This window comes from Nitrosospira multiformis (assembly GCF_900110185.1).
Lineage (GTDB): Bacteria > Pseudomonadota > Gammaproteobacteria > Burkholderiales > Nitrosomonadaceae > Nitrosospira > Nitrosospira multiformis_A.
The window spans coordinates 76,258-89,603 of sequence record NZ_FOCT01000007.1; the positions used below are offsets into that span (position 1 = coordinate 76,258).

Here is a 13,346-nt window from a genome sequence, read left to right on the forward strand (position 1 = left end):
GGACTGATTCCTATGTTGTCAGACCGGCGTCCATCCGCCACCGAGCGCTTTGTATAGCTGGACCACGGATATCAGATGGAGGCGGCGCGTCGCCGCAAGCGCGAATTCTGCATCGAACAGATTCCGTTTGGCCAGTAGCACATCCACGTAACTGGTAATACCCCCTTTGTAGCGCAGATCGGCGATATACAGAGCCGAGCGCAGTGCCTCTACCTGCTGTTCCTGCGCCTTGCGCTGTTCGTTGGCGGTGCTTACCGCCACCAGGGCATCCTCGACTTCCCTGAATGCGAGCAGGATGGTTTGTTCGTACTGGGCAAGCATCTGCCTGGCTTGTGCTTCCGCGGCACGCTGTTCCATTCCCAGAGCCTGCGCGTTGATTAATGGAACAGCCAAACCCAGTCCGCCTACCCCGAATTCGCTCCCTGAAAGGAGGAGATTGGACAGCGCCGGACTTGCCACGCCCAGGAAACCGGTAATATTGAGCTTGGGAAATCGCGCCGCCTTGGCTGCGCCAATCCGGGCAGTTGCCGCTGCAAGGGTTTGTTCCGCCTGCAGGATATCGGGGCGTCGCTGCAACAGTTCGGAAGGAAGTCCGGCTGGCACTTCTGGCGCCAGCAACTGCTCCGTGAGGGAGCGTCCGCGCTCTATCGAAACCGGATTTCTCCCCAGCAATACACTCAGTTCGTTTTCCTTCTGGGCAGTCAGCCGTTGCAGTTCTGCCACCCGGGTGGCCGCATTCGCGCGCTCAGCCTGGAACTGGTCGAGGTCAAGCCTGGAAATGACTCCTCCCCGCAGTTGGGCTTGCGCAAGTGCCACCGACTCCTCCCATGAGTGCAGGGCATTGCGCGCAATATCCATCTGCATATCGAATTGCAGGAGATCGAAATACGCCTGCGCTACCGAACTTACCAGGGTCAGGACCACAGCGCGCCGGTTTTCTTCCCGCGCCATCAAGTCAGCCAGGGCAGCTTCGTTCGAACGGCGGATGCGACCCCAGATATCGATCTCCCAATTCAGGGTTGTCTGACCGAAATAGCTGTAAGGCGTGGGAAATCCAGGGAACTTGAATCCCCCAAGGGTTCCGAAAACAGGTGCATTGGCATTTGCGTCCATCTTGGGAAGGAAATCCATGCGTGCAGTAGCAAGGCGCGCCTCCAGCTCTTCAACACTTGCTACCGCCTGCTTAAGGTCCTTGTTCTGGGCCAATGCGAGACGGATGAGCTGTTGCAGTTGATTATCATGCAGCAATTCCCACCAGGACAGGTTCGCAATGGATTGCCCCTCCGTTTGCGCCAAGCGAAACTTTTCGGATGTTTCGACATGAGGGCGAATATAGTCAGGTCCCATTGCACAGGATGCAAGGAGCAGAGTCGAGAGCAACAATCCCATCCTGCTCCGCAGGCGCTCTCTCATGCCACAACGGCTCGCCACGATGTTTCTCATGATGTTTCCTGGGACAGGTTTTCGACTGGCCTACCTTTATTTTTGCGCGAAAGCCACGTAAAAAACAAGGGAATAAATATCGTTGCAACAAAAGTGGCAAGCAGCATTCCCCCAAACACGCCGGTCCCCATGGAGCGACGCGCGGCAGCACCTGCCCCCGTGGCGATCAGTAGTGGCACGATACCCAGCACAAAAGCCATGGACGTCATGACGATGGGCCGGAAACGCAAACGCGCAGCCTCGATCGCTGCCTGTGCCACAGGCAGACCTTCAGCCATTTTCTGCGTAGCAAACTCGACGATCAGAATGGCATTTTTTGCAGCGAGGCCGATGAGCGTGATCAGGCCGATCTGAAAATAGATATCGTTCGGCATGCCTCGGGTCAAAACGGCAAGCAGGGCGCCCGCAAGAGCAAAAGGTACCGCCATGATAACGGCGAGCGGCAAGGCCCAGGTCTCGAACTGGGCAGCAAGAATGAGAAATACCATTATGATTGCGAAGCTGAAGGCAAAAATTGCGGCTGAGCCGGTCCGCTTTTCCTGATAAGCCTGTCCCGTCCACGCAATCTGGTAGTCATCCGGCAAATTTTTTGCCGCAATCTCCTCTACCAGCCGGATAGCGTCGCCTGAACTCACACCAGGCGCACCGCCTCCCAGAATCTTTGCGGCAAGGAGGCCGTTGTAGCGCTCGAGCTGCTCCGCGCCCACAATCGTGCTGAGTTTGCTGAGGGCGGACATGGGGACCATCGCGCCGGATTGTGAGCGTACATACACCCTGCCGAGATCTTCGGGATGCATCCGGTATTGCGGTTCTGCCTGCATTTGCACCCGGTAGGTACGACCGGAGTAATTGAAATCGTTGATATACAGCGAACCCATCGTACTTTGCAGCGTGGCGTAAATGTCCGCGATTCTCACTTGCTGAGAAATCGCTTTTTCCTCATCCACTTCAACGAAGAATTGCGGCACGGTGGGACGGAAAAAGGTATTGATGCCAGCCAGCCTCGGTTCCTGGTTCAGTGCAGCGATAAGGTTGTTCACCACTGTGGATAATTGAACCGGATTAGCGCCCCCACGGCTTTGCACATAGACTTCGAAGCCGCCTGCGGTTCCCAGACCGCGGATGGCGGGCGGGTTGAAGGAGATCGCGATTCCATCCGGCTGCTGCATTCCGATACCCATCAGCTTCTGGATGATATCCTCCGCTGTTGCCTTCCGCTCCGACCAGTCCTTGAATGCGACGAACATGGTAGCAGAACTGGTTTTATTTCCGCCACCGATCAGATCGAAGCCGTTTACAACGAATTGATGGGCCACGGCTGGATCATCCGCAATCCCCGCTCGCACCGATTCCGCCGTTTTTGTCGTTCTGGCCAGGGTGGCGCCATCCGGCAGAATGGTTGCGGTGACGACATAGCCCTGATCTTCCGGCGGCACGAAACTCTCCGGTACTGTTTTGAACAGATAGGCCGATAAGACAATGATACTTAGGAATACGAAGGCACCGATAACCTTATGCCGCAGCGTGATATTGACCATGCGGATATAAAAATTCGTCACCCGCTGAAAACCGCTGTTGAACGCAAGAAAGAACCGGGATTCACCGTGGGTATGCTTGAGCAGAATAGCGCACAAGGCAGGCGTCAAGGTCAGTGCCACCAGGCCGGAAATGGTGACCGCCACGGCGACGGTGACTGCGAACTGGCGATACAGTTCGCCTGCGATTCCCCCCATGAATGCAACCGGCACAAATACGGCGCACAGTACCAGGACAATCGCAACCACCGCGCTTGCAACCTGTTCCATGGAGCGAATGGCAGCTTTCAGTGGCGGCAGCTTCTCTTCGTCCATCAGCCGCTCGATATTTTCCAATACGACGATTGCATCATCCACCACGATGCCGATGGAAAGCACCATGGCGAAAAGCGTAAGGGTGTTGATGGAGAAGCCGAATACCCACAATCCGGCAAAAGTGCCCACGAGGGAAATGGGCACGGCAATAATGGGAATCAGCGTGGCGCGCCAGCTTTGCAGGAATAGATAAACAACCAGCAGAACGAGCGCCATCGCTTCGCCGAGCGTCTTGACCACCTCCCACATCGAAGCTTTGACGAACAGACTGGTATCGTACGGCACCACGTAGTCCATTCCCTCCGGAAAGTGTTTCTTCAGCTCTTCCATTTTGGCGACCAGCGCGTTTTTCGTGTCGAGCGCATTCGCACCGGGTTGCAGGAAGACGGGAATGCCGGCGCCGGGCTGACCATTCAAGGCCGTGCGAACATCATAGCTTTGCGCTCCCAGCTCAATACGGGCGACATCCTTGAGGTAGAGGACTCCGCGCGGACCATCCGCCCGCAAAATGATATCGCCGAACTGTTCAGGTGTTATCAGCCGACCTCTTGCATTTACGGTGTAAATCAGTTGCTGATCAGGCGGAGCCGGTTCCTGACCGATCTTGCCGGCAGCATATTGCGCGTTCTGTGCCTGGATAGCGGCAGTGATGTCCGTGGTGGTCACGCCCAGTTGGGCCATGCGGTCGGGATGCAGCCAGATGCGCATGGAATAATCCTGGCCGCCAAAGACAGTTGCATCGCCCACTCCATCCGTACGCCTCAGCTCGTCCATTATGTTGAGGGTGGCATAGTTGCTGAGATAGAGCGGATCATATTTGCCTTTCTCGGTCGAGATCAGCATGAAAACTATCAGGATGTCGTTGGAGCGCTTCTCGATTTTCAGGCCGGTGCGGCGCACTTCATCCGGCAGTCGTGGTAGCGCGACGTTTACGCGGTTACTGATATTGAAAGTAGCCTGATCAACGTCCGTGCCGACCTCGAACGTTGCAGTAATGGTCAGCGTTCCGCTGGAGTCGGCGCTTGAGCTGAAATACAAAAGGTCCTGGACACCACTCAATTGCTCTTCGATGGGAGCGGCCACTGTTTTGGTCAAGGTTTCAGCGCTGGCGCCGGGATAGGTCGCGGTTATCAGCACTGTAGGCGGCGCGATCTCCGGATATTGCGCAATGGGGAGCTGCAATGCGGCGGCGAGTCCGGCAAGGACGATGATAATGGAGATAACCGACGCAAATATTGGTCGCAGAATAAAAAATCTGGTCATGATTTATCCGGGGGTTTTCCGCCCGGTTTTTTGCTCAAGCGGGTTTGCCGGAACCGGAATCAGACTGGGCAGGAGGTGTTCCCGGCGCTTCTCCGGCCGCGTGAGGGGTAACGGGTGAGCCGGGGCGAAGCTTGATGATGTTATCGACAATGACTTTATCGCCGGCTTTGAGTCCGTCAAGAATTACCCAGTCCGTACCCATCCACTTCCCGGTAACCACTGGCTGCGGAGTCGCTTCGTTTTTCTCGTTGATCACATACACTGACTGACCGCGGTCAGACGTTTGTATTGCATTCTGCGGGACGAGGAATACACCGTCACGCTGGCCAACGACCACTTTCGCCCTGACAAACTGCCCCGGCAGCAATTGCTGTTCCGCATTTTCGAACGTGGCGCGCAGTTGCTGCGTGCCCAGCAGCGGGTCGATCTGGCTGGCGGCGAAATTCAACTCCCCTTTCTTTTCGTATTCCGAGCCGTCCGGCAATATCAAGGTCACTTGTTTTACCTTTTTCTCGTTCAGGGGACCGCCGAGCTGCATCAGTTCGTTATTCGACAGGCTGAAACGCACCCAGATCGGCGACAATTGCACCAGCGTGGTCAAAAGGCTGCTGTTGGCTTCCACCAGTGCGCCTTCCGAAAACTGGAAGCGGCCTGAAATGCCATTGACCGGGGCGGTTACAGAGGTATAGGAGAGACTGAGTTCCGCATCGCGCACGCGCACTTCGGCCTGCTGGAAGGCGGCGTGCGCAATCGCATTATCGGAGACCGCGTTATCATACTCGCGCTGGCTGATTGCCTGCGTATCCAGCAGGTCTTTCAGGCGCTTTTCTTCGCGCTCGGTCTGAATGATGCGGGCTTTCTGTTCTGCCAGTTGCGCCTTCGCCTGCGCAAGCGCATATCGGTAAGGTACAGGATCAATCAGAAACAGAGGTTGACCGGCTTTTACCTCTGCACCTTCCTCATACAGGCGTTTGAGCAGAATACCCCCCACCCGGGGACGTATTTCGACCTCCTTGGCGCCTTCGGTTTGGGCCACCGCTTCGGCACTGATCGGTACGCTGGTAGGCTGAACCTCGATTACGCTTACGGGAAGGGCAGGTGGATGAGGGGGCGTTTCCGGCTTCTTGTCACAGCCTGACACCATAACGCTCAGGACGATGCTTGCAGCAACGCTTACGGCAAGCCGCGCGGCGGCGTGCAGGAGGCTGCGCGTTTTTGTTTTTATTTGGCTGCACATTAACGAGCTGCCGGGTTTGCTTTTATAATCCTGCGTGGCTGTCATCCATGCTCCGTGCAGCTAAATTTGGAACTTGCATACATACGTGTATGTATGTAAATTATAAACCAACCTTCACAGTTGTAAATAGCGATTCATACATGGTCCGAAAAACCAAGGAAAATGCGGAATTGACACGGCAACGCCTTATGGATGCGGCGCGTCAGGTTTTTCTGGAGCGAGGGGTCGCCCGCACCACCATGGAGCATATCGCGCGCGAGGCTGGCGTTACAAGGGGAGCGATCTACTGGCATTTCAACAATAAAATCGATCTGATTCAGGCTATGCGCGAGCAGGTATTCCTGCCTCTCATCGATCGCATGGACGATACTTTGCTGATTGAAGGCGTGGACGATCCTCTCGCCTGTATCGAAAATTTTCTGTGCGGCACGATCCAGGTTCTGATGGATAGCAAGGAGACTCGCCAAATATATGAAATCATGATGATCAAGTGCGAGTACGTGGATGAATTCGCCATGGTCTTGCAGCAGATTTTATTCAACTGCGCCCACATTTCCGAGAAGCTGAAGCTGGTTTACGAACGCGCTAGGGTTCAGGAATTACTGCATTCATCTCACGACCCCGTGCAACTGGCCATTGATACCCATCTGTTCTTTATTGGGCTGCTGCACATGTGGGTGAAGGATACGGAGGGAAATCAGTTCCGGCACCAGGCAATTGAACTGGTAGAGGCGCATATGAGACTGCGCCGCATCCCCCTCTGAGCGGACTGTTCGCTATCCCCGAATCGAATGGAATAAAGTCGTCTCGGTAGGTCCGACTTCGCGGGACAATACGATACGACGCGTTCACTGCGGAACCCTGCTACTGCATTCAAGTTGCTCCTGCTCCGTTTGTTCAGGACGGCTGCTGTCAGTTCAACCCTGTCCACGGGAGTGATCAAATTTGCACGAGTGACATCCATTGCCGATGATTTTCTTTTGCTTCCTCCCGCCGTTGATTCTATCGATACCGATTTGATATCGATAGAGGATTCATTTCCAGATTGTATATCTTCAGAAATGATGTCCATATAGTTGACTAAATCAATCAGGTATCTTATAGTTGACTAAATCAGTCATCTATTGAATGAACTTCTGCTGACTGAGATATTTCTGAACCTATCTACTTAATCGTAATCCGTGAATCCATCGAGAGCAAAGAGGAGTTCATCATGAGGCTAACAACCAAAGGACGGTTTGCAGTAACGGCGTTGCTCGATCTTGCGCTGCAACGTCAGACGCGTCCTGTGACACTTGCGGAAATCAGCCAGCGCCAGCAAATTTCGCTATCTTATCTTGAGCAATTGTTCGCCAAACTGCGTTCCCGCGGACTTGTCGATAGTGTAAGAGGTCCGGGTGGCGGTTATTGCCTTGCGAAAGACATGGGGCAAGTGTCGGTTGCCGAGATCATTCTCGCGGTTGACGAGCCTATCGATTCAACCCAATGCAATGGAAAGGAGAATTGCCACAACGACAGGAAATGCATGACGCACGACTTGTGGACAAAGCTCAACGAACTGATTTTCGACCATCTTGGGGCTGTCACGCTGAAACAACTGGTCGATGAGCAGAGGGAAAGAGAGGAAAGGCGGAAGGCAAGAGAGGCGGGTGTAGTGCAGATGCTGGATATGCGGAAGGTTGCGCCTGAAAAGGTCGTATCCGACCGGAGCCGCACTGCAGTTTCTGCCTGACTTCAATTCTGAATGCCGAACGCTTACTTTCGTTGTCATAATCGCATGGGGTAGACGGAGAACGGCGATGGCAATAACACTGACTGAAAACGCGGCGAAACAGATCCAGAAGCAGCTTGCGAAGCGGGGCAAGGGATTGGCTCTGCGGGTCGGGGTCAAGAAGGTGGGGTGTTCCGGATTCGCCTATACCTACGCTTATGCAGATGAGCTGCGCGAGAGTGATCGAATGTTCGAGTCCTGTAACGCTCATGTAGTGGTTGATGTCGACTTTCTGCCATTTCTTGATGGTTCACGAATTGACTTTGTCAGAGAAGGACTGAACGAATCATTCAGGTTTGAGAATCCCAACGTGGATAATACCTGCGGCTGTGGTGAAAGCTTCAGTGTGAAAGAAGAGCCGGCCAAGGTCTAGCCCTGGAAGTGGGTGCCGGAAACCGGATAACAGGAGCGGCAGTATTCGTAGCAAAGGAGTTGTCCTCTATTAATTATTAAAAGAAAAGACATTCCGATATGGAGCGAATCTCATGAGTGCAGTACTACAGAATCTGGTCAATCAGCCATACAAACACGGTTTCGTTACCGAAATCGAGTCGGATGTCGCGCCAAAAGGCCTTAACGAAGATATTATCAGGCTCATTTCGACCAAGAAAAACGAACCTGCGTGGCTTCTCGACTTTAGGCTCAAAGCCTATCAGCAATGGCTCAAGATGGAAGAGCCGAAATGGCCCAATGTCAAGTATCCGCAGATCGATTTTCAGGCGATCAGCTACTACGCTGCGCCCAAGCCGAAAAAGAAGCTCAACAGCATGGATGAGGTCGATCCTGAGTTGCTTCGCACTTTCGAGAAACTCGGGGTGCCCATGCATGAACGCGCGGCCCTGGCCGGCGTGGCGGTGGACGTGATTTTTGACAGCGTATCCGTGGCCACCACCTACAAGCAGAAGCTCGCGGAGGTCGGAATCATTTTCTGCTCCATTTCCGAAGCCGTGCATGCTCATCCTGAACTGGTGAAGCAGTATCTCGGTACGGTGGTGCCCGTGGGTGACAACTACTATGCGGCGCTCAACTCAGCCGTTTTTACGGACGGCACCTTCTGCTTCATCCCGAAAGGCGTCAAGTGCCCCATGGATCTGTCGACCTACTTCCGCATCAATACGGAAGAGTCCGGACAATTCGAGCGCACTCTGATCGTTGCCGAGGAAGGGTCGTCCGTGTCGTATCTCGAAGGATGCACAGCTCCAAGGTTTGATACCAATCAACTGCATGCCGCGGTGGTCGAACTGATCGCACTCGACAACGCCGATATCAAATATTCGACGGTGCAGAACTGGTATGCGGGCGACGAGAAGGGGGTGGGCGGCATATATAATTTCGTAACCAAGCGGGGGCTGGCAAAAGGCGCCAATTCGCGTATCTCGTGGACGCAGGTCGAAACGGGGTCAGCCATAACCTGGAAATATCCGTCATGCATCCTGCAGGGGGAAAATTCCGTGGGCGAATTTTATTCGGTAGCGGTAACCAACAACTATCAGCAGGCAGATACCGGCACCAAGATGATCCATATCGGGAAAAACACCCGCAGCACCATCGTCAGCAAGGGTATTTCAGCCGGGCATTCCAATAACAGCTACCGCGGACTGGTCAGGATTGCTCCCACTGCCAGCGGCGCACGCAATTATTCACAATGCGATTCGATGCTGATTGGAGACCAATGCGGAGCGCATACCTTTCCCTACATTCAGGTGCGCAACCAGAATGCCAAGGTCGAGCATGAAGCATCAACGTCAAAAATCGGCGAAGATCAATTGTTCTACTTTGCACAGCGCGGCATCGGCAATGAGGAAGCGGTTTCCATGATTATCAACGGCTTCTGCAAAGATGTATTTCAGCAACTGCCGATGGAATTTGCGGTCGAAGCGACAAAACTGCTTGGATTCAAGCTGGAGGGAAGTGTTGGATGATTCATCAGGACAGCAAAACGATTCTGGAAGTAAGCGGACTGCGAGCGGCAGTCGAGGGTGTAGAGATACTCGAAGGCGTTGACCTCATCGTTAAAAGTGGTGAGGTGCACGCCATCATGGGAACGAACGGCTCGGGCAAGAGCACCTTTGCCAAGGTGCTTGCCGGGCACAGCGCCTATCAGGTTACCGGAGGATCGGTATTGTTTGAAGGGCAGAATCTGTTCGATTTAGAACCGGAAGAACGGGCGCGTGCAGGCGTATTTCTTGCCTTTCAGTATCCGATCGAGATACCCGGTGTTTCCAACAGCCATTTCCTGCGCCTTGCCTACAATACCCTGCAGTCGCAGCGTGGAAAGGACGAACTCGATCCGCTGGAGTTCGAGGATTTCGTGCGCGAGAAAATGAAATTGCTGGAAATGAATCCCAATTTCCTGGATCGCGGCGTCAACGAAGGTTTTTCGGGCGGTGAGAAGAAGCGCAACGAGATATTGCAGATGGCGCTGCTGGAGCCACGACTGGCTATCCTGGATGAGACGGATTCCGGTCTCGACATCGATGCCCTCCGAATCGTTACCAATGGGGTAAACAAACTTGCAAACAAGGACAACGCAATCATTCTGGTAACCCATTATCAGCGCATGCTCAACTATATCGAACCGGATTACGTGCATGTAATGCGCGGCGGACGCATCGTTAAAACGGGCGGCAAAGAGCTTGCGCTCGATCTCGAAACGCGAGGTTATGACTGGGTAGGGGTTGAGCGGCGTGTCCCCGCAAGCGCATGAGCATGAGTCTCGTGAATAGCAACAGTTATCTCGAAAGCCTGCTTCGAGGACAACCGCGGCTGCCGCCCAGCCCTCTCGCCTGGTTTAACCAACTGCGGGCAAATGCAGTCGACCATGCGGGAAGGTTGAAGCTGCCCACCACACGTGATGAGGAGTGGCGTTTTACTGACCTTTCGCCACTCGTTCGCCAATCGTTCCAGCCTGCTCTTGCTGCACCGGCGCTGCAGGCCGCTGATATTGAGCATTTTTCCCTCGCGGAAGCTGCTATCAGGCTCGTATTTGTCGATGGCAAATACATGCCGCAACTTTCTACGCCGGCAGAACGCCTCGGAACCCGCGGCTTGATCGTCACCAATCTGTCATCAGCGATAACAGCGAATGCAGAGGCAATAGAGCCGCATCTGGGTCAGTATGCGCGCTTCGAAGATAATCTGTTCGCGGCGCTTAATACCGCATTCCTGCACGATGGTGCGTTGGTCATCGTACCGCGGGGTGCAGCGATCGATACACCTGTACACGTGTTGCTCATTGCAACGCAACCGGAAGTGGCAAGCCATCCGCGTTGTCTTTTCATCGCTGAAGCGGGAAGCGAAGTTACCATCCTCGAGGATTATGTCAGCCTGAATGACGCAATCTATGTGACCAATGCCGTGACCGAGATCGCTGTGGGAGATAATGCCCAGATCAGTCACATCCGGGTGCAGCGCGACAGCCCCGAAGCATTTCATATCGGGAATTGTGCTGTTTCGCTAGCACATGCCAGCTGCTACCGCTCTGTGAGCGTAGCGCTCGGGGCGAGGATTTCACGTTACGATCTGAATACAGTGCTCGATGCCGAGGGCGCTGAGTGCGCTATCGACGGGCTGGCATTGATCAATGGCCGACAGCTTGCCGATACACACAGTTCCATAGATCATGCCAGACCGAACTGTACCAGTCGTCAGTTGCATAAATGCATTGCTGACGGTAGCGCGCACGCCGTGTTCAATGGCAAGATCATGGTTCGCCCGGGTGCCCAGAATACGGATTCCGCGCAATCCAGCCGCAACCTCTTGTTGAATGCGAAGGCACGTATCGATACCAAGCCGCAGCTCGAAATTTTTGCGGATGATGTGAAGTGCGCACATGGAGCAACAGTGGGTCAACTCGATAGCGAGGAGTTGTTTTATCTCAAGAGCCGCGGCCTGTCCGGAACTGCGGCGCGAAATCTGCTGACGTATGCGTTTGGTGCCGAGATCATCGATCGCATTCCCATCGCATCGCTCAAATACCGGCTTGAACGGACAGTGCTGGAACAAACCAAGAAAACTGAGCCATGAAAATCATAGATTCCACGCTGCAACCTCGGATTGATTCGACGCTTGACGTCGCACGTGTGCGTGCCGATTTTCCGATTCTGAAGCTTCAGGTCGAAGGAAAGCCGCTGGTCTACCTCGATAATGCAGCCTCCAGCCAGATGCCGCAGCCGGTGATCGATCGCCTGGTGCGTTACCAGACAAGCCAGCACGCAAATATCAATCGCGGAGTGCATTATTTATCCGAGACTGCGACGGCAGAATATGAGGTGGCGCGCCGTAAATTGCAGCGCTTCATCAACGCGCGTGAAGACAGAGAGGTAATCTTCACCAGCGGAACGACAGATTCCATCAACCTCGTGATGCACGGGTATGGACGCAAATTCATCGGTGCCGGTGATGAAATCATCCTGACCACCTTGGAACATCATTCGAATATCGTTCCGTGGCAGATGCTGGCGGAAGAAAAAGGGGCAAGGGTACGTGTCGTGCCCATCAACGATGCCGGTGAACTTCTCATTGATGAATACGAGAAGCTTTTCAACGAGCGCACGAAGTTTGTCGGTGTGATGCACGTATCGAATGCTTTGGGGACAGTCAACCCGGTCAGGGAAATGATCGCTTTCGCGCATGCCCGCGGTGTTCCGGTGCTGGTGGATGGCGCCCAGGCGGCGCCGCATATGAAAGTGGATGTCCAGGATCTCGACTGCGATTTCTATGCATTTTCGGGACACAAGATGTGTGGTCCGACAGGCATCGGTATTCTGTACGGAAAAGCGGAACTTCTGGAGCGCATGCAGCCGTTCAAAGGGGGCGGCGACATGATTCTGTCGGTGACGTTCGAAAGAACCACCTACAATTCCATTCCCCACAAATTCGAAGCAGGAACTCCCCCCATTGCAGCCGCTATCGGACTTGGCGCTGCCGTCGACTATTTATCGAATATCGGTATCGATGCCATCGCCGCGTACGAAGTTGAATTGCTCAACTACGCAACCGAACAGATACGCCAGATACCCGAAGTGCGTATCATAGGCACAGCAGCGAAAAAAACCGCCGTGCTGTCTTTCGAGATGGCGGGGGTGCATCCGCATGATGTCGGTACGCTTTTGAATCAGGAAGGCGTTGCCGTTCGCACCGGCCATCACTGCGTGCAACCTGTGATGTTGCGCCTCAAGGTGCCTGCCACCACACGCGCTTCGTTTGCGTTTTATAATACAATGGCTGAGGTAGATACTTTCATCGCTGGTATTCGTACTGTGCAAAAGATATTTATTTAATGACTACGAAATCTCTTTATCAAGAAGTCATTCTCGACCACAACAGGAAACCCCGCAATTACGGCAAGCTGGACAAGGCAAGCCACCACGCGGTTGGGCACAATCCGCTGTGTGGCGATCATCTCGATATTGATCTGAACCTTGAAGGGGAACATATCGAAGGCATTGCGTTCCATGGTGAGTCGTGTGCGATCTGCAAGGCATCTGCATCCATGATGACCACCGTTGTAAAAGGCAAGAGCCTTGCAGATGCAGAGATGCTGATCAAGGAATTCCGTGACATGGCCACGGGCACGCTGGATCTTGCCCACCCTCACCATCTGGGAAGGCTTACCGTATTTGCCGGCGTACGTGACCTGCCCACCCGCGTCAAATGCGCGATTCTCCCATGGCACACACTTCACGCAGCGCTCAATTCCGTCAGCACCACCTCAACCGAAGCGGAGGATGATCCCATGCACGCCGCAATAGGAGATGCCTGAGCTTTTCAAGGTACCAAA

Annotated in this window: 11 protein-coding genes; 8 read left to right on the top strand and 3 right to left on the bottom strand. The window is 54.0% G+C overall.

All coding sequences use genetic code 11. The annotated features are described in order from the left end of the window. Positions 1–18: 18 nt before the first annotated feature. From BMY01_RS09535 to BMY01_RS09545, 3 genes are read right to left on the bottom strand one after another with little or no spacing between them, the layout of a single operon-like run. Positions 19–1,443 carry an efflux transporter outer membrane subunit gene (locus tag BMY01_RS09535; protein ID WP_081353867.1) on the bottom strand — a complete coding sequence of 475 codons (1,425 nt, stop codon included), beginning with the start codon at positions 1,441–1,443 and terminating at the stop codon, positions 19–21. Then, a complete protein-coding gene (locus BMY01_RS09540) occupies positions 1,440–4,556 on the bottom strand; it encodes an efflux RND transporter permease subunit (RefSeq protein WP_074746606.1) in 3,117 nt (1,038 codons plus the stop codon). Before BMY01_RS09540 ends, BMY01_RS09535 begins: the two co-directional genes overlap by 4 nt. A 34-nt stretch (positions 4,557–4,590) precedes the next feature. Next, entirely contained in the window at positions 4,591–5,838 is a 1,248-nt protein-coding gene (locus BMY01_RS09545; protein ID WP_074746608.1) for an efflux RND transporter periplasmic adaptor subunit, read from the bottom strand. 95 nt (positions 5,839–5,933) lie between these two features. Here BMY01_RS09545 and BMY01_RS09550 point away from each other — a divergent pair, with 95 nt between their 5' ends. The 8 genes from BMY01_RS09550 to sufU all read left to right on the top strand — a co-directional run bounded on the left by BMY01_RS09550 (position 5,934) and on the right by sufU (position 13,328). Beyond that, complete coding sequence (locus tag BMY01_RS09550; protein WP_074746798.1) at positions 5,934–6,557, top strand: TetR family transcriptional regulator; 624 nt, start codon at positions 5,934–5,936, stop codon at positions 6,555–6,557. A 449-nt stretch (positions 6,558–7,006) separates the two neighbouring features. Then, positions 7,007–7,525 carry an Rrf2 family transcriptional regulator gene (locus BMY01_RS09555; protein WP_074746611.1) on the top strand — a complete coding sequence of 173 codons (519 nt, stop codon included), beginning with the start codon at positions 7,007–7,009 and terminating at the stop codon, positions 7,523–7,525. 67 nt (positions 7,526–7,592) lie between these two features. Continuing rightward, complete coding sequence (locus BMY01_RS09560) at positions 7,593–7,937, top strand: HesB/IscA family protein (protein WP_074746613.1); 345 nt, start codon at positions 7,593–7,595, stop codon at positions 7,935–7,937. A 112-nt stretch (positions 7,938–8,049) separates the two neighbouring features. Beyond that, positions 8,050–9,486 carry a Fe-S cluster assembly protein SufB gene (gene sufB, locus BMY01_RS09565; protein WP_074746615.1) on the top strand — a complete coding sequence of 479 codons (1,437 nt, stop codon included), beginning with the start codon at positions 8,050–8,052 and terminating at the stop codon, positions 9,484–9,486. Then, positions 9,483–10,271, top strand: a complete 789-nt coding sequence (gene sufC / locus BMY01_RS09570) for a Fe-S cluster assembly ATPase SufC (RefSeq protein WP_074746617.1) — start codon at positions 9,483–9,485, stop codon at positions 10,269–10,271. The genes sufB and sufC overlap by 4 nt, the downstream gene beginning before the upstream one ends. Positions 10,272–10,273: 2 nt before the next feature. Beyond that, positions 10,274–11,590: a Fe-S cluster assembly protein SufD gene (gene sufD, locus BMY01_RS09575; protein WP_074746619.1), complete on the top strand. Its 1,317-nt coding sequence runs from the start codon at positions 10,274–10,276 to the stop codon at positions 11,588–11,590. Continuing rightward, the gene (locus BMY01_RS09580) at positions 11,587–12,846 is read left to right on the top strand and encodes a cysteine desulfurase (protein ID WP_074746621.1); all 1,260 of its coding nucleotides are present in this window, start codon (positions 11,587–11,589) and stop codon (positions 12,844–12,846) included. The genes sufD and BMY01_RS09580 overlap by 4 nt, the downstream gene beginning before the upstream one ends. Further along, positions 12,846–13,328, top strand: coding sequence for a Fe-S cluster assembly sulfur transfer protein SufU (gene sufU, locus BMY01_RS09585; RefSeq protein WP_074708172.1), 483 nt, complete (start codon positions 12,846–12,848; stop codon positions 13,326–13,328). The genes BMY01_RS09580 and sufU overlap by 1 nt, the downstream gene beginning before the upstream one ends. The last annotated feature ends 18 nt before the right edge of the window (positions 13,329–13,346 follow it).